This is a genomic window from Neoalteromonas facilis, from assembly GCF_002807665.1.
Lineage (GTDB): Bacteria > Pseudomonadota > Gammaproteobacteria > Enterobacterales > Alteromonadaceae > Alteromonas_E > Alteromonas_E facilis.
In genome coordinates, this window is the sequence record NZ_PEAY01000003.1 from 406,536 (window position 1) to 424,479 (window position 17,944).

The 17,944-nt window shown below is 45.7% G+C and carries 13 protein-coding genes; 6 read left to right on the forward strand and 7 right to left on the reverse strand.

Annotated features, from left to right (window positions below):
- Nucleotides 1-5: 5 nt before the first annotated feature.
- Nucleotides 6-1,358, reverse strand: a complete 1,353-nt coding sequence (locus CSH93_RS10205; protein WP_100643135.1) for a serine hydrolase domain-containing protein — start codon at nucleotides 1,356-1,358, stop codon at nucleotides 6-8.
- A 376-nt stretch (nucleotides 1,359-1,734) separates the two neighbouring features.
- On the opposite strand from CSH93_RS10205, the gene CSH93_RS10210 reads away from it, so the two are divergent.
- The gene (locus CSH93_RS10210; protein WP_100643136.1) at nucleotides 1,735-2,433 is read left to right on the forward strand and encodes a hypothetical protein; all 699 of its coding nucleotides are present in this window, start codon (nucleotides 1,735-1,737) and stop codon (nucleotides 2,431-2,433) included.
- 49 nt (nucleotides 2,434-2,482) lie between these two features.
- Here CSH93_RS10210 and CSH93_RS10215 read toward each other — a convergent pair whose 3' ends face one another.
- From CSH93_RS10215 to CSH93_RS10225, 3 genes are all read right to left on the reverse strand, one after another.
- Nucleotides 2,483-3,532 carry a serine hydrolase domain-containing protein gene (locus CSH93_RS10215; protein WP_420807252.1) on the reverse strand — a complete coding sequence of 350 codons (1,050 nt, stop codon included), beginning with the start codon at nucleotides 3,530-3,532 and terminating at the stop codon, nucleotides 2,483-2,485.
- Between the two features lie 67 nt (nucleotides 3,533-3,599).
- Nucleotides 3,600-5,366 carry a PAS domain-containing hybrid sensor histidine kinase/response regulator gene (locus CSH93_RS10220; protein ID WP_124748964.1) on the reverse strand — a complete coding sequence of 589 codons (1,767 nt, stop codon included), beginning with the start codon at nucleotides 5,364-5,366 and terminating at the stop codon, nucleotides 3,600-3,602.
- Between the two features lie 78 nt (nucleotides 5,367-5,444).
- Nucleotides 5,445-6,716 carry an APC family permease gene (locus CSH93_RS10225; protein WP_240615569.1) on the reverse strand — a complete coding sequence of 424 codons (1,272 nt, stop codon included), beginning with the start codon at nucleotides 6,714-6,716 and terminating at the stop codon, nucleotides 5,445-5,447.
- 370 nt (nucleotides 6,717-7,086) lie between these two features.
- Between CSH93_RS10225 and CSH93_RS10230 the strand changes: the two genes are divergently transcribed.
- The gene (locus CSH93_RS10230) at nucleotides 7,087-8,526 is read left to right on the forward strand and encodes a sensor domain-containing diguanylate cyclase (protein WP_100643138.1); all 1,440 of its coding nucleotides are present in this window, start codon (nucleotides 7,087-7,089) and stop codon (nucleotides 8,524-8,526) included.
- A gap of 191 nt (nucleotides 8,527-8,717) precedes the next feature.
- On the opposite strand, the gene CSH93_RS10235 is transcribed toward CSH93_RS10230, so the two are convergent.
- Nucleotides 8,718-10,829: a methyl-accepting chemotaxis protein gene (locus CSH93_RS10235; RefSeq protein WP_100643139.1), complete on the reverse strand. Its 2,112-nt coding sequence runs from the start codon at nucleotides 10,827-10,829 to the stop codon at nucleotides 8,718-8,720.
- Nucleotides 10,830-11,011: 182 nt separating this feature from the next.
- Here CSH93_RS10235 and CSH93_RS10240 point away from each other — a divergent pair, with 182 nt between their 5' ends.
- Nucleotides 11,012-11,716, forward strand: a complete 705-nt coding sequence (locus CSH93_RS10240) for a PepSY domain-containing protein (protein ID WP_100643140.1) — start codon at nucleotides 11,012-11,014, stop codon at nucleotides 11,714-11,716.
- Nucleotides 11,717-11,726: 10 nt separating this feature from the next.
- On the opposite strand, the gene hutG is transcribed toward CSH93_RS10240, so the two are convergent.
- Nucleotides 11,727-12,668 carry a formimidoylglutamase gene (hutG, locus tag CSH93_RS10245; protein WP_205663277.1) on the reverse strand — a complete coding sequence of 314 codons (942 nt, stop codon included), beginning with the start codon at nucleotides 12,666-12,668 and terminating at the stop codon, nucleotides 11,727-11,729.
- The gene (gene hutI / locus CSH93_RS10250) at nucleotides 12,661-13,872 is read right to left on the reverse strand and encodes an imidazolonepropionase (protein WP_100643142.1); all 1,212 of its coding nucleotides are present in this window, start codon (nucleotides 13,870-13,872) and stop codon (nucleotides 12,661-12,663) included. The genes hutG and hutI overlap by 8 nt, the downstream gene beginning before the upstream one ends.
- A 103-nt stretch (nucleotides 13,873-13,975) precedes the next feature.
- On the opposite strand from hutI, the gene hutC reads away from it, so the two are divergent.
- Genes hutC through hutH form a run of 3 tightly spaced genes read left to right on the forward strand, consistent with a single transcriptional unit; the run spans nucleotide 13,976 to nucleotide 17,906 of the window.
- Nucleotides 13,976-14,707 (forward strand): histidine utilization repressor, encoded by a 732-nt coding sequence (gene hutC, locus CSH93_RS10255; protein WP_100643143.1) that lies wholly within the window; start codon nucleotides 13,976-13,978, stop codon nucleotides 14,705-14,707.
- Nucleotides 14,704-16,380, forward strand: coding sequence for a urocanate hydratase (hutU, locus tag CSH93_RS10260; RefSeq protein ID WP_100643144.1), 1,677 nt, complete (start codon nucleotides 14,704-14,706; stop codon nucleotides 16,378-16,380). Before hutC ends, hutU begins: the two co-directional genes overlap by 4 nt.
- Nucleotides 16,380-17,906 (forward strand): histidine ammonia-lyase, encoded by a 1,527-nt coding sequence (hutH, locus tag CSH93_RS10265; protein ID WP_100643145.1) that lies wholly within the window; start codon nucleotides 16,380-16,382, stop codon nucleotides 17,904-17,906. The genes hutU and hutH overlap by 1 nt, the downstream gene beginning before the upstream one ends.
- The last annotated feature ends 38 nt before the right edge of the window (nucleotides 17,907-17,944 follow it).

Here is a 17,944-nt window from a genome sequence, read left to right on the forward strand (position 1 = left end):
TGTAATCACTGTTTAATGGCTCGGTATTCGCCATTGGGCTTATGTTTAAACTTTTTCCCATCCTCTGAAAATATAAAATCAAAAGAGGGGGCGTAGGACTGATCAAAGAGGAAAGTGTTATTACCTTTGTAGATTAATTCATTTCTATATTCGTTAGCGATAACCAGTATGAGCTTGTTACCTTCTTTTTCGAACACAGTATCATGCTCATTGGGGTTTAGAGATTTATACACTCCGACGAACTTTTCTAGTTCCTCTTCAGAAATAGGAACGCTGATGTCTGAAAAATATGAATGAAGAATATCCTTTGCTATAGCGGGAACTTCACTGAAGCTAGAATTATCTATGATGGCGATGCTTAGTTTCTCTTCAGGGTTATATAAAGCGAGAGAATTAAATTCATCAATCCGGCCTCTGTGACCATAGCTTGTTTTGCCTGCGTATCCCATGGCTTGGATACCTAAGCCAAAGTTATTGTTCATCTCTAACATAGTACTTAGCGTACTTGGAGCGATGATCTCTCCCTCAAAAAGTGCAACGTAAAATTTTGCCAATTCTGTCGGTGTGGAAACGATACCACCAGCCCCCGCTAATACAGAGGGGTGTGCCTCTTCATAACGTACGATTTCATTTTCATTGTGATAGGAAAAGGCCTCATCTCTTTCTCCGGAAAGCGAGTCGCCATGATAAGTTCTTTGCAATGCCAGTGGCGCTGATATTTTGTTTTCAATAAGTTCGGAGTAGGACTGACCAAAAACTCTTTCTAAGATCAACGTTAGCAAGTAATAGTTAGAATTACTGTATGACGTGTTTGTTCCAGGCTCAAACTCACTACCTAATGAATGAATGAAGTTGATCATGCTTTCTTCAGTTATACCAACACTGTAAATGTCTCTAAAACTGTCTTCTTTTGTGTAACTAGGAATACCACTGCTGTGGTCTAGCATTTGCTGTATGGTTATTTTGTCAGCATTAACTATTTGTGGGAAAAAGGAGCTAAGCGTATGGTTTAAAGATAGTTTTGCATCTTCGACTGCCATCAGTATCAATACCGCAGTGTAGGACTTAGTAATTGAACCTATCCGGTATTTCGTATTGACTGTTGCGAGTTTGTTATTTTCATAATCGCTATATCCCGTGACATATGTATACACGAGCTCGTCATTTTGGCGTATGGCGACACTGCCCATAAAGCCATACTGTTGCTTGTAACGGTCTAGAATTTCATTTATTTCATTCTTGTTGATAGTGTTTTGAATATGTTCTGGCGTTTTTTGCTGTTCGGTATGGGTTTGCTCCATTTGCCCGCAGCCAATTAACACGATTAAGGTTGTAATAAGAGTAAGGCATATTTTCATTATTAATCTCCTAATTTCTGTTCAGAGTAATGTGGGTTACATTCGTGACTTGCTAGGGCTTATGTTCTATTAATTTTCTTATAAGGTGTTGTCAAATCGTTCGCTTTTTAGCGCAAGCAGAACACTTTGCAAATGGGATCATGTTAAAAATGTGAAGCTTAAAAAGAGCGGATTGTAATTAGTTCCTGAGATTCAATAAGGAGCCTTAGTGTTGAAAAAATGATAGGGCACTCGTGCAATGACGCTGAACGTTTCTGCAGAGATATAGCGCATACGTTGGCTGGCATTTGCCACTCTAGCTAATATATTTCGATGTTTCATGAAATTGGCGTATGTCAGTCTCTCTACTATGCTGTATGCAAAAAAGGAGAACTACATGACTGCCGTGGCCGAACGTAAAGAGGCAACATTTTTCTTTTTCACCGCTATTGCCTATGCTGCAGTGGTGATTATGGGGTTTGTTTTATTTATCCTAACAGGCCGTTCTACTTTTGATTCACCTTGGTGGGTTCATCTTCATGCACTCACCTTTATGGCTTGGTTGGCGTTATACCTTAGTCAAACATACTCTATCTATTCAAATAAGTTAAGCAATCACCGCGTCATGGGGCGTGTAGGGGCAGGTTTAGCCCTTTGGATGTTAGTAAGTGGTGCCGTATTTTTACCTTACACCGTGGTGGTAGGGCGCACTCCACCGTTTTTCACGCCAGAGTTCTTCCTTGCGCTTGACTGGCTAAACCTACTCGTTTTTGGTTTTCTTATTGGCTTGGGTTTGCTGATGCGCAAGAAGACAGAGTGGCATCGTCGTTTAATGTTTGCGGCTACATTGTCAATTGGGACGCCTGGCGTAGGACGCATTGCACTTGTGCTAGAGGTAGAGGGCGCAATCGTTGTGTCACTTGTGATGCTACTATTCCTTTTTGGGGGGATGCTCTTCGATTGGATAAATAAAAAGCGTTTTTATCCTGCTTACCTTGTCGGCTTAATACCCATAATGGCCATGGGACCTGTGACAGAATTAGTCGCAAAAACAGCCTTAATGTCGAATATCGTTGGATGGCTTCAACAAGGGTAAATGTTAATTGGAATAGAACAGCACTGCGCTGTTGATTCGATTTGTTCTATTACTGGTTAGCCGCTTGTTCGGTAATAATATCGACGATGCGGCTATACATAAGTTCTGTAAAGCTCCAAGTCATACCGCCGCCGGTGTTAACGAGTTGGACTACGACAGTATCAATATTGGGGTGGTACCACGCTTGGCTAGAATAACCTGGCAGTGAGCCTGTGTGACCAAGCGGATATAGACTGTTGTATATTGCTTGCTCTTTCTCAGACAGCAGTGCGCCATTATTCAGCGCACGGATAAATACGCCCACATCACTCGCAGTGGCAATCATTGAGCCGCCAGCATGCACATGATTATTCATCTTAAGATCGGGCTCAAAGCCAACAAAGTAACCACTGGTGACATCATCTGGGTTTACTTCATTTAATAAGCTGTAGGTGTCTAGCAGGCCCAGAGGTTCGACTATCTGTTCGCGAATATAGCGATGATGGCTATAGCCGAGTGTATTGTCTAAAATCCGACCGAGAAAATAATAGTTGGTATTAGAGTAGCCATAGTCGCTGCCAGGGCTAAAGTAAGCTGGTTGGTCGAGTATCAGCTGCACAACCTCGTCAGTATGTTTGTACAAATCACTCCACGGATAGTCTGGATGATCGGTGTAGTTGGTTAAGCCGCTCGTGTGGCCAATCATCATCTGTAGTGTTATGGCGTTTGAGTTTTCTATTCGAACGGCATATTCAGGAAAGAATGAAGCCAGTGTGGTATCCAATGACAATCGTTCCTCAGCAATCAATTTAGTAGCCGCTACGGCGATGTATAGTTTGCTGATACTGGCAATTTTGAATAAGGCGTTAGGGTCTGCTGGAGTTTTATTCTCTCTGTTTTTCCAACCTGCTGTGAACAGTTGTGGTTTTGCATCAGGCCGGTCAACGTAAACAATGATGCCATCCAGTTCGTAATCAAATACCTTTTCTACCTGTTGCTGTACTGTATCGGGTAGAGGAGAAAGCCAAGCCAGTATGAATGTCCAGGGTACAAAAGCAAGTGAACCGATACCGATAGCCAAAAGCGATATTCTCAGCATTAAAATCAATTTCTTTTTCAAGCTCACTTTCCTTAATGGCTATTTGATATAGGCCGCAATACATTAAACTGAATCGACGTTTAAATCACTAAACAGTGCGTCCGTGTTGCATCAAAGTTAGTTTGATTTTCTGCAATTGCATGGGCTTGGGGACAAAATCAACCATACCGACTTGGCGGTACTTTTCCTGATCTTCTGGCAATACATTTGCGGTCATTGCAATGATAGGCGGGCATGATTCACCGAGTGCCGCTTTTAACGCAATGGTCGCCTCTATGCCGTCTACCTCAGGCATCATAATATCAGTAAATATAATACTGTACGGGCAGCCCTGCTCGCCTGTACACGCGTCAATCATCTCTTTGCCATTAATCACTACGTCACATTCATAACCCAACGTTTGGAACATAAGAATCGCAATCTCTTGATTGATAAGGCTGTCTTCGGCTACGAGAATGCGGTGCGGATACATTTCGGCACAATGCGCGTCTTCAACATCATCGGCTAGGGAAGTATCTTGTTGTAATGGCGTATGCTCAGCTTTGTTTAACGTGAGAGTTAACGATATTTCAGTACCTACATTCAGTTCGCTTTTGATGTCTATTGATGCATCCATTAGCGTCGCTAATCTGGCGCAAATGGCCAAACCTAACCCTGTACCACCGTATTTTCTCGATATTGAACTGTCGGCTTGGGTAAATTCAGTAAACAAATTCTCCTGTTGCTCTTGTGGTATACCAATTCCATTATCTTTTATCGTAAATGTTAATTCACTCTTGGTTTCCTCAATCTCGTTTGATAGCAACGTGAAAGTTACCTTGCCATTAGGTTCTGTAAACTTGATAGCATTGGACATAAAATTTGACAGGATCTGAATAAGCCGTGTTGAGTCTCCCACGAAGTTATCGTGTATCGCCGATGATAGGTGTTTTTGAATATCGATATTTTTTTGCGATGCTTGAGAAGAAAACAGAAACAGTAAGTCGTTGATTAAAACCTCGAGAGAAAACTCATGAAGATCTAATGCTAGCTTTCCCGCTTCAATTTTTGAGAAATCAAGAACGTCATTAATAATCACGAGAAGGTTGTTGCCGCTGGCTCTAATGGTCGACAACATTGAATTTTGCTCTGGCGTCAGGTTTGTTTTCCCCAGTAACTCGGACATCGCGATGATGCCATTCATGGGAGTTCTAATTTCATGCGACATGGTGGCTAGAAATTGAGACTTAGCCTTCGCCAGAGCCTCAGATTTTGCCAGAGCCTCTTTTAATTGAAGCTTTGTATCTTTTTGTTCGGTAACGTCTAGGCGAATTGACACAAACCCCACGATTTCACCTTTTGCGTCATATTTGGGAAAGACGGTAGATTCAACCCAATATAATTCTCCATTCTTTTGGCGATTACATACCTCTCCTCGCCAAACTCCGCCAGACAATATGGTTTGCCACATGTTTTGAAAGAATTCTACGGGGTGCTTGCGTGAATTGATCAGTTGGTGCGTTTTACCGATCAGCTCTTTTTCGGAATAGCCCGATAGCTCACAGAATTTATCGTTCACATAGGTAATAACACCATTTTTGTCTGTCTCAGAGACTAGGGCTGCGACATTCAGACTTTCGACTTGTTGCGCAAGTTCATCGACTAATGCTCTGTTGGAACTGACCAAACGGTTTATCAGAAAATGATAAATAATAGGGGCAACAATCAGTGTGAGTAATGCTGAGTCTAAAAAAGCTTCAAATAGGCTGCTGCTAAAGGTAAAGAACGACAACAAAGACATCACAACCGCTTCCGAGAGGAAAACGACGACCAATATGATGAAGTACGTCTTAAGTTGCGTTTTTTGCTTTTTCACCGCGTGTAGAGAGTAGAAACCTGTTTTTGTTACTACTAGCGTAGTACAACCGCTAAAAAAGGCTGCTAAACAATGAAATTAATCATTACTTCTTTTTCTGCGAGCAGCAAAAAATAACAGGCTTCCCACTAACGCAAACCCACCGAGCGCTTGCCATTGCGTGCTGTTAGTTTGCGTGGCTGCCCATACGCTTAATGTTAGCGCAATGGGGGCCGCAAATAGGAGAGGGAGGGTAATGGCTGGCATTCCTGCACGTTTTCGCAGTTTAGGTAAAGCTATAATCGAACCAACATATGCCAATATGCGCGCTAAGGTACTGACAGCAGCAAGGGCTAAAAAGTTATCCCACAACGAGAAAATAACGGCTCCAACACCATAAAAAACGATTGAGTTCGCGGGCGTGCCCCAGCGAGACACTTTACCGAACCAATCAGGCAACAATCCATCGTCAGCGAGTGCCGGTGGCATTCGGCTTGCCGACGTATGCCCTGCGGTGAGGTTGGCTAGAACGCTGATTACTATGGTTGCAGCAATGAGCATAGCACCAACATCGCCGCCATATTCACCCGCGAGAGATGTTAGCGGTGCAGATGGTGATGTTCCTGCAACTACGCTATGGCTATAGGCCCACTGCAGGCCGAAATAAATCATAGTGACTACTGCTATGCCGAGTAGTAGGGCGCGTGGCATGGAGTGTTTTGGATCTTTGGTTTCGCCGGCGGGTATGGTCGCATTTTCAAAACCAACAAAGGCATACAGTGCCGCTAAGGCGATCCCTTCGACAGCGGTAAATTCCGGTAGCGCAACTGGCCCCTGACTCGACACTGCACCTATGCCAACGAACATGAGCACCAGTAGAGGGAGTAGCTTTAACAAGGTCATGGCTCCCAATACGGCAACAACGCGTTTGATACCAATCACGTTGATAAATGTGATACCACCTAATACTGCGACGATAAGTGCTATTTTGGGAGCCCCTTGCCCCACAACGGGCCACAACGCTGCAGCATAAGCCACTAGCACTAATACATTTGCACCTTGGCTAATCAAACGCGCAGCGAAAAACGTCCACCCCACAACAAACCCTGGATAATCACCAAAAGCATCACCGACGTAGCGTTGTGGGCCACCGGAACGTTCGGTCAGTTTTGTGAGTTCAGCAAAGCAAATGACGATTGCCATCACCAATATGCCACCAATTAGCAGCAGCCAGGGGGAAAACGTGCCCACTGCGGCATGGAGTGCCTCAGGCAATCCAAAAATACCTGCGCCAATAAGTCCATTGACCACAATAAAAAGAACACCAAGCGTCCCCATGTCACGGCGATATTTTGATGTTTCTAGGCCCATCTATTTCTCCTAATTGATGCGTTAAATAGACTTAATTAGTGCGATTTAGGTTTTAGAAAATGACTGCTATAAATAGATTCAGGATCTCTAGAGCAGGTTACACCAGCAGGTCACGCCAGCAGGTTACACCAGCAAGTCACACTTCACCTTAAATGACTTGTTGCGATACTTCTATATCTCAGATGATAAAATTGAAAAGTATTTATGATGGCTGACGGAACTACTGCCGACTGATAAAGCCGTTATTGTCTGTGCTAAACACGCGTAAACTATACAAATTTCCTGCTCTTTTAATTTCCTGTGCTACGCTTAAAGTAACGTCAGTTTGTGGTTGTCGACAGCCGAGTAGTACAACAGGGAACGGCATAGATTGAACTCAGAAAATACATTTTCTTTTACGCATATTTCGATAGTGCCGCTAACCATAGTGGTAGCGTTTAGTTATGTTTTAGGCGCTATGTTAAGCCAGCATTTTGCCATCGAACCGGGCAATGTAACGCCTGTATGGATCCCATCGGGGGTTATGCTAGCGTTTGCGCTTCTGCTTGGTAATAGGGTTGCCTTTGGTGTTTTTCTAGGCGCGTTTGTAGGTAATATTTCAGCCTACTTTACCCTCGAAAATGCGTTCTCAGCGATTGGGGCTGCAACGCTTAATGGCATTGGTGACGTACTGGCCATTGTGAGCGCTGCGATTATGATTCGACGCTTTACCGATGATAAGCTTCCGTTTAATTCGTTAAGTCATTTAATCGCATTTGGACTGTTTGGTGCCGTTATCGGTGCGCTAGTTAGTGCATTATTTGGTATTACAGGGCTCTATTTATTTTCGTTTATTCAAGCTTCAGATTACGTCAATGCGTTAATGAATTGGTGGGTAGGTGACGGTGTTGGTGTGTTGCTGCTAACTCCGCTAGTACTGTCTTTATTTTTTAAACCGTTATCCAGTGTTTATAAGTTTTACTTGTCGACGCTTTTTTCCATCGTGACCTTTTCGCTCTTCACGGCGCTGGTGTTTAAGTTAGTTGAATTCCCTCTGTGGGCGGTCATGACGGTGGTCGTTTTAACGCCTGTAGCATTCGCACTAACGCTTAACACCGGGCAACGGGCAGTATACATCGTGCAAGTCGTTGTTGCGGGTATTGCTGTGATCGCGACCGAAAGAAATTTAGGCCCCTTTGCAAGCACCGAGCTGATGCCACCATTACTGGCATTACAATTATTTGTTGGCATCCTTTCATGTGTAATCATTGGCATAGCGTTAGTTGTGCATCAAAAGCAAGCGTTGACATTGCAGTTACAACAGCAACAAAAAACGCTAGAAAGCCTGTACCAGCATGATCCACTAACGGGGGTATGGAATCGATACCGTATCGAAGATTTTTTGCAGATCGAATTGAACAGGTTTCAAAGGCAAAACACCGCATTCGCCGTTTTTTTGATCGACATAGATGATTTTAAAGTGATTAACGATACCTTTGGTCATTTGGAAGGAGACCGAATATTGGTCGAATTTGCACAAGCCATTGATAAGCATATTCGCGATTCCGATCTATTTGGTCGATGGGGCGGCGAGGAGTTTATTATCATTGCTGAGAAGCCAACGCGTTCCAGTGCCCAACAATTTGCCGACAAGATAATTGCTATCATTGATGAGCATGATTTTGCTTTAGAATTGCCTGTAACAGCCAGTATTGGCTTTGCCATGTGTATTGAGAATGACAGTAAACCCGCTTTATTAGCCAGAGCCGATGAAGCGCTGTATACGGCTAAATCACAAGGTAAACATCGAGCGATAGGTAAATGGAATTGATTTGATAAACGTTAAAATTGATATTTAAATCTTGAGTGTACAACAGCGAATTAATCGTTTTCCTTCAACGTACGACAGGCCTGAATCGAATCTACACCAGCTTTCCTGCGGTCCAGGTGATTAGGACTCTTAAAATTCCTACGGTTAAAAGCTTTACTGCACCTGACTCAGTATCAAGCGATGATTAAGCGTTAAACTTTTAAGCGGCTTAATTGTTCTGTTATGGTGCCAATCAATGATTTTGATTGTAAGCTTTTGTCTTTAAGTTGATTCCCCAAGTCCGCTAGCTGTTTACTACTATCACTGACTAACACCAAGCGTTTATTGATATCTTCCGACACTAGGCTTTGTTCTTGCGCCGCACTGGCAACCTGTTCGGACCCGTGGCTAATTTCATTTACACTTTCCAGCGTTTCCGTGAGGCGGGTGAAACTACCCGTAGTCTTCTCGACCGTGCCCGAGACTGAACCATGCGTTTGCTCTAACATTGTCACGGCAGTGGTAACATCTGATTGTAAGTTTTCAATCAGGGATGAAATCTCTTGTGTAGAGGATTGAGTGCGCGCCGCAAGGTTACGAACCTCATCAGCGACAACAGCGAATCCCCTGCCTTGCTCACCAGCTCGAGCAGCCTCGATAGCAGCATTTAGTGCGAGTAAGTTGGTTTGTTCTGCGATGCCTTGAATAGTGACGACGATACTGGTGATATCAGCACTGCGATTAGCCACTTGGCTCACTTGCTCTGATGAGGTGTTGATGGCTTTGGCTAATTCGGTCACGCGTTCAACGCTATCTTGCAGAATCGCTTGGGTTTCTTGCAATAAATTCGCCGCGTGGCCACTACCGCTCGCGGTTGTCGCCGCAATTCTCGCCACTTCGCTGGCTGCCGCTGCCATTTGGGTAACCGCCGTTGCGACATTGTCTAATTCGTACTGTTGCGATTGAGTGTCCTTCTCTACCTCATTTGAGATCTGATGAAGCCCTTCGAATTGTCCTGATAGCTCAGTCACATTTTGTTTTGATACGCTGATCATTTCAGCTAGCTTCTTCATGAAACGATTAAAACCATCTGCGAGAGTGATGAGCTCTTTGTGCTTGCGGATTTCGACCACTTGCGTGAGATCACCCTCTCGGTCGGCCAGTTCTGCAATTGATTCAGACACGCGTCGGATGGGACTGGATATAGACTTGGTTAGCCAGAATGCAACGGCAAACCCTGCAGCTAATGACAAAATTGAGAAGGTGACTAATTTAATCGTTGTGCTGTACAGATTGTCTTCTGCATTGCTTTTCATTTCGTTAACTGTTGCGAGGGCAACGTTTTTGGGCACACTGACTAACAATGTCCACGTCGTGTCTGCCTGTCGGATATTCACGGGTACTTTAACCACCCATTCGTTGTCCAATTGAAAAAAATCACTGCGTTCAGCTAACAATTTATTCATTGACTGACTGACAGAGCTAATGGATTGGGTCAAATCTGACTTAAACTGTGTGGATGCGATAATTAAGTTGCGTTGACTTACGAGGGTGATATGTGAATTACCATTGAATAGCTGTGCTGCCTGTTCCTCTACCCATTGCTGTACGATAGGGAGGTTGATGTCCACACCTACGATCCCACGAAACTGACCATTGACCAATATCGGTGCCGAAAGCGTGGTCATCAGCTCTTCGTTGCCAGGTTCGATTTCATACAGGTATGGATCAAGTGCACAGTTTGCTCGGGTATCGCGGCTGCACAGATACCATTCTGCCTCACGTATCCCATTTTCATCTTGCTCAGACAGATATTTCTCTTGTGGATCGTCAACAGGGTATAGCACCGCCTTGCCGCTTTCTTTGACATAATAGATTTCAAGCGTACCGGTTGGTGTTGAATGACGGGTGTTGTTGCGCCATTGATTGTCTTTGTTGTCGTAACCGTTGGGTTCAAATTGTGAGTACATTGCACTGATGGTGTTACTTGACTCAAGCGCCGCCGCTGTAATGGTCATAACCATTTCGCGGTCCAAAGAAGCATTCGGATGTGCTGTTGATGCAAGCGTATTGGCCAAGCTTATGGCCGGTACAAAGCTTTCCGTTACGAGTTCAGTGACCTTATTGGATGCTAGATGACCGGCATCCTTCATCGATGCCACAACAGAATCCTTTAGCCTTGCTTCATTCAGTTCCACTTGCTGCTCAGACAATGACGTCAAACTTGATATCGATAACGCGCCGTAGACAACGGCAAGCGCCGTAACGGTGCCAATAAAATACAACATCATTTGAGCTTTGATAGAACTGGTACTAGAAAGCATGCCGTAACATCCTGAAAATTGGGTTTATATGACGGGCGTAGCGTCGAAAAGTCTTGTATTGGTTATAGAACATTTCGACACGGTTGCAATGCTAATCATCGGCAAGTCGTGTATTTTCTTTATTCTCCAGACAGGTTAAGGTTGTTAGCGAATCATCAAAATAACTCAGTTTAGGGTGAAAAATGCGTATCTGGCGGACATGGCATCAGTGGATTGGGCTTATCATTGGTATTCAAGTCCTGTTATGGATTGCGGGCGGGTTGTATATGAGCGCCGTTCCATTGCCCTGGGTGCACGGTAAACCATTGCTCAATGAGGTGTCTCAGCCTTTATCGGTACCATCACATCAAGCAAAGAGCTTAGAACAAAGCATCTCCATAGCCGATTATGCATCGATGGCGTGGGTACATGGCGTTGACCAAACACTTCTCAAAGTAACTGACTTTTCGGGTAAAGCGCAATTTCTGGTTTTTTCACAAGGCTCTTGGCATAGCGCAGAAGTATTAGCGCCAACGGTTGTTGAACAGGAAGCTCAGGCGCGATATGCAGGAGACGGCGCAATTGAGCAAATCCAACTATTGCAGTCAATTCCTGCAGAAGCCGCAGGCGTGAATGCACCTGCCTACAGAGTCGATTTTAATGACTGGATCCATACGTCGTTTTACATACATCCTGTGACAGGAGAAGTATTAAAAGTGCGCAGCGACTTGTGGCGTTTGTTTGATATCTTTTGGATGCTGCACATTATGGATTATGAAACCCGTGACGATTTCAATAATCCGCTGCTGATCGCCAGTGCTGTTACCGCGTTGTTTTTCACGGTAACAGGCATGGTATTAGTTGTCAGTTGGGCGAGAAAACGTTTGTTGCGACCGCGGCGTCGTTAAACGTTACACATCAACGGCTGAGGTGACTGTCGACTATCTCAAATCCAAGGCGAGCTGCCAATTTGGCGGTACGCCCATCGACGTCTAACGATGGATTCATTTCAGCAATATCACACAGTTGCCAGCGATAGCCCAAGGCTTTTTGTTGAATGGCGAGCCAGCGTAATAGTTTGATCACGAAAGACACTTCAATGCCTAACGCACTGGGCGCACTAACACCGGGAGCAACAGACGAGGAAAAGGCATCTAAACAAATGGTGACATAGAGTTGATCAACCTGTTCTAACATCGGCAACAATAACGCTTTGGCGGCGTCAATTTCACAATCGGTGTCAAGTAAGTAGCGCGTGCCAGATGTATCAGCAAAGTCAAACAATGCAGGGGTATTAGCTGCCTTGGATACGCCTAAACAAGCGTAATCAAACGCAAGTCCTTGTGCTAGCCGGTGTTCAGCAATTTGCCTAAAAGGGGTGCCAGAACTCGTGTGTGGGGCGGGGCGACGTAAATCAAAGTGGGCATCAAAGTTAATGATTCCCACCCGGGATTGGGCAGACTTATCAAGCGTGCGCTCTAGTCCAAGATAGCTGCCCCAGGCAATTTCGTGACCGCCGCCTAAGCCAATAACAAGATCATGTATGTTTATGGCATTCGCAATAACCTGTGCATATGCCAGTTGAGCATCCTCTAAATCTCGCTCGGCAACAGTGTTTGCGTAATCAACAAGGTTTGCTTGCCAATGCCAGGGTAAGTTAGCCATGCCGGCTCGGATCGCATCAGGCCCTTGAGCCGCGCCTGTTCGTCCTTTGTTTGCAGCAACCCCAAGGTCACATGCAAGCCCAACGAGTGCAACGCTATAGCGTTCCTGCTGGTTGCCATCCATCGTTACTTTTTGGTGCCAGCGTTGGCCACGTTCACCATCTTCAGTGTCTACACGACCTTGCCAGTTAAACATGTTTACCTCGTTGCCATATGTGCGTTGGACGATGCCCATTAATCGTATAGACCAACTCTGCAGGTGTATCAATATCCCACAGGGTTAAGTCGGCTTGCATCTCGATATCGATAACGCCACGATCATTCAGGCCCAGCGCTTTAGCAGCATGAACAGTTGCACCACGCACAGATTCTTCTGGCGTTAAGCCGAACAGCACACAGGCCATATTCATCACCGTTAATAATGAAGCAATAGGGGAGCTACCAGGGTTTAAGTCGGTGGCAACAGCCATTGGAATACTATGCTGACGTAAGGCTTCAACGGGAGGCTTTTGGGTTTCATTCAAGTAGTAAAATGCGCCGGGTAATAGCACGGCAACGCTGCCACTGTGGGCTAGATGCTGTATATCATTTGGCGAAAGATACTCAATATGGTCAACCGATAACGCATTGTATTTTGCGGCCAATACTGCTCCTTTCATGTCGCTGAGCTGTTCAACATGCGCCTTAACGGCTAACCCATGCTGTTGCGCTGCCTTGAATACGCGTTCAGTTTGCTCAAGATCAAAACCAATAGATTCACAAAATACATCCACTGCATTTGCCGCGTTTTCCTGCGCTACTTTGGGCAATACGTGAGTGCAAATGTAGTCAATATATCCATCGGCATCATTCTGAAACTCTGGGGGTAAAGCATGAGCGCCGAGATAGGTCGTCACAATACTCAGCGGTAAATGTGATTCTAACTGTTTGGCCACCGCTAACATGCGACATTCTGTTTCTTCGTCTAGGCCGTAACCTGACTTTACTTCAATTGTAGTGACGCCTTCTTCTGCTAAGCGTTTTGCGCGCTTCAGCGCACTGGCTAGTAATACCTGCTCGTTTGCTGCGCGCGTTGCTTTTACTGTGCTTTTAATGCCGCCACCTTGTTCAGCAATTTGTTTATAACTTACGCCTTGCAAACGCATTTCAAACTCGCCGGCACGATCGCCGCCATACACGAGATGGGTATGGCAATCGACAAAGCCAGGTAATAGCCATTGACCTTTTCCATCAATAGTTTCTATGGCGTCAATGTCGGAGCTATTGCTGTCAAACAGTGCAGCTATTTTGCCATCTTTTATTGCAACCGTTGTTTCGGATAGTCGACCATAAGGCTCTCCATTATGCTGCATGGAGGCGATTTTAACGTTGGTGATCAGCGTGTCATAAGTGCAAGGCATAGTGTTATTAAGGCGTAAACAGAATGTTGTCAGTGTACTTGTGTATACTTGTATATACAAGTAGTATGCACACAACTAAAATAGACGACACACGCAAACGCTTATGCAGCCACGCTATGTACAAATAAAGTCTTTGCTGATCACAGCTATAGAGAATGGCGACATGCGCCCTGGAGATCAGGTGCCGTCAGAAAACCAGTTGGCATTGCAGCATAGCGTCAGTCGTATGACTGCACGTCGCGCACTGAGCGAGATGGTTGACGAAGGTATATTGATGCGCAGTCAGGGATTGGGCACTTTTGTTTCTGATCATAGACCCATGAGCTCGATGCTTGAGATCCGCAGTATCCGCGATGAAATTCAACAGCGTGGTCATCAATATTCCAATCACATCGTGCGCTTAGAGGCCATACCTGCCGATGAAAATATTGCAGTTTGGCTGGATGTACGTACGGGCGATGCGGTCTATCACAGCATCGTGGTGCACAGCGAAAACAATATGCCGGTGCAGTACGAAGCGCGGTGGGTGAATCCTGCTTGGGCACCTGACTACCTGTCACAAGACTTTTCCAAACAAACCGCCAACCATTATTTGAGTCAGGTGGCACCGCTCACCCAAGCTGACAACAGCGTTGAAGCGACGTTACCTACCCTGCAGATTGCGGAAGCCTTAAAAATCCGTCCGTCTGATCCGTGCTTGAAAATTGCGCGACGAACTTTTTCTGCGCGGGGCGTGGTTAGCCATGCTGTGCTTTATCACCCCGGCCATCGATATCGCTTGGGAGGTCATTTGGACTTTCAAGCCACAACTAACCCTACATTGGAGAGAACATGAAGCGTTTTGATCCGACACGAGAGATCCGCGCACCGCGTGGCAACAAATTAACTGCGAAAAGTTGGCAAACTGAAGCGCCATTGCGCATGCTAATGAACAACTTAGATCCTGAAGTTGCTGAACACCCTCAAAATCTGGTGGTTTACGGTGGTATCGGCAGAGCTGCAAGGGATTGGGCATCATTTGACAAAATTGTCGAGGTGCTGACGCGTCTGAATGATGATGAAACGCTATTAGTTCAATCGGGCAAACCCGTTGGTGTATTTCCTACCCACTCAAATGCACCGCGCGTATTAATTGCGAATTCCAACCTTGTTCCACATTGGGCAAATTGGGAACATTTCAATGAACTCGATAAAAAAGGATTGATGATGTACGGCCAGATGACGGCAGGCTCGTGGATCTACATCGGCTCGCAAGGCATTGTGCAGGGTACATATGAAACTTTTGTCAGCGTAGCAAAGACGCATTTTGAAGGTATTGCCAAGGGGCGTTGGATACTCACCGGTGGCTTAGGTGGCATGGGCGGCGCACAGCCTCTCGCCGCAACGATGGCTGGTTTTTCTATGTTGGCAGTTGAAGTGGACGAAAGCCGTATTGATTTTCGCATTAAGACGGGCTATCTGGATAAGAAAGCAAAATCGATTGATGAAGCAATGGGGATGATAAATGCGGCGAAAGCTGAAGGAACCCCAGTTTCCATCGGCCTGTTGGCGAATGCTGCTGACGTCTTCCCTGAATTGTTAAGCCGAGGCATCATCCCAGATGTGGTGACCGACCAAACCAGTGCGCATGATCCGCTCAATGGTTACTTGCCACAGGGTTGGACGATGCAGCAAGCTGCAGAGATGCGTGCGCGTGATGAGGCAGCGGTAGTTAAAGCAGCGAAGCAATCTATGGCAGTGCAGGTCAAAGCGATGCTGGGATTACAAACCGCTGGCGCGGCCACTTTAGATTACGGCAACAATATTCGCCAAATGGCGCTTGAGGAAGGCGTTGCTAACGCGTTTGACTTCCCTGGTTTTGTGCCAGCGTATATCCGTCCGTTGTTCTGTCAAGGGATTGGTCCCTTCCGCTGGGCTGCATTGTCAGGCGATCCTGAAGATATTTATAAGACTGACGCTAAAGTGAAAGAGCTGATCCCTGATAACCCGCACTTACACAATTGGTTGGATATGGCCAAAGAGCGGATCCAATTCCAGGGGTTACCTGCACGCATTTGTTGGGTTGGCTTAGGCGAGCGCCAAAAATTGGGCCTCGCATTTAACCAAATGGTGCGTGATGGAGAATTGAGTGCACCGGTGGTTATTGGACGCGATCATCTTGATTCAGGCTCGGTAGCGTCGCCAAACCGTGAAACAGAATCCATGTTGGACGGCTCTGATGCGGTATCAGATTGGCCACTATTGAATGCATTACTCAACACAGCTGGTGGCGCAACGTGGGTCAGTTTGCATCATGGCGGTGGCGTAGGTATGGGATTTAGCCAACATTCCGGTGTTGTCATTTTGTGTGACGGCAGTGAAGAGGCTGATGCGCGTATTGCCCGCGTATTGCACAACGATCCTGCTACGGGCGTTATGCGTCACGCTGATGCAGGTTATGACATTGCGAAACAGTGTGCGCGTGAACACAACTTAGATTTGCCTATGCTAGATGGAGCGGACAAATAATGAATGCGTTAATTTTATATCCGGGCACGTTAACGCTAGAAGATCTGCGTGCAGTCCATCGCCAACATGTGCCATTGAGTTTGGCTGATGAGGCTAAAGAGGGCATTAATGCAGCCGAGCAAACGGTATTGGATGTGATCAAAGAAGGTCGCACGGTTTATGGCATTAATACAGGGTTTGGCTTATTGGCGAACACACGTATTGATGTTTCTGAGTTAGAGCTGTTGCAACGCAGTATTGTGCTCTCTCACGCAGCAGGTATCGGTGATTTCATGAGTGAAGATACGGTTCGCTTATTGATGTTATTGAAAATCAATTCATTGGCGCGTGGTTATTCGGGCATTCGTTTGTCGGTAATTGAAGCGTTAATCAGCTTATACAATGCTCAGGTGTATCCTGCGATCCCTGAGAAAGGCTCAGTTGGCGCCAGCGGTGATTTAGCGCCATTGGCACATATGAGTGCGGTATTGTTAGGAGAAGGCGAGGCATTCCATCAAGGACAGCGGATTTCAGCGACAAAAGCGCTGGAAATTGCAGGGCTTGAGCCTATTACCTTGGCACCTAAAGAAGGTTTAGCGTTACTTAATGGTACTCAAGCGTCAACTGCTTTTGCTTTGCAGGGACTCTTTTACGCTGAAAACGCGCTATACAGCTCTATCGGTATCGGCGCATTGACGGTTGATGCAGTATTGGGCTCTCGCGTACCGTTCGATGATCGTATTCATGCGGTTCGAGGTCACCAAACACAGTCAGACGTAGCGGCAGCTTTCCGAGAATTGTTAGCGACCTCAACGATTGGGGACTCCCACAAAGGGTGTGAAAAAGTACAAGATCCATACTCATTGCGATGCCAGCCACAAGTGATGGGCGCAAGCTTGCAACAAATGCGTTTTGCGCAGCAGGTACTTGTCACTGAGGCCAATGGCGTAAGCGATAACCCTCTTGTGTTTGCTGACAGTGGCGATATCCTGTCAGGCGGTAACTTCCATGCCGAGACGGTTGCAATGGCAGCGGATATGCTTGCCATCGCAATATCTGAGATCGGTTCATTGTCTGAGCGTCGTATGTCATTGATGATCGACACTCATTTGAGCGGGTTACCACCATTCTTAGTCGAAAATGGTGGGGTTAATTCCGGTTTTATGATCGCACAAGTAACCTGCGCTGCTTTAGCAAGTGAAAACAAAACGTTGGCACACCCCGCATCTATTGATTCATTGCCAACATCGGCGAACCAAGAAGACCACGTTTCTATGGCTACCTTTGCTGGGCGCCGTTTACGTGACATTTTTGATAACGTTGCGGGGATCTTGGCCATCGAGTGGTTGGCTGCGTGTCAGGGCTTAGATTTCCGCAAGCCACTCTTAACCAGTGATAGCTTACAGTCATTGATGGCACTGCTTAGAAATGAAGTGACGTTTTATGACAAAGACCGTTATTTTGCGCCGGATATTGAGGCTGCCAAACAGCTTATCAAGCAGCATCAGTTAATGGACGCAACAGGATTGTCGTTACTCAAATCATAAGTATCAAAGATGCCAGAGCTTGCACAACGACAAGTTCT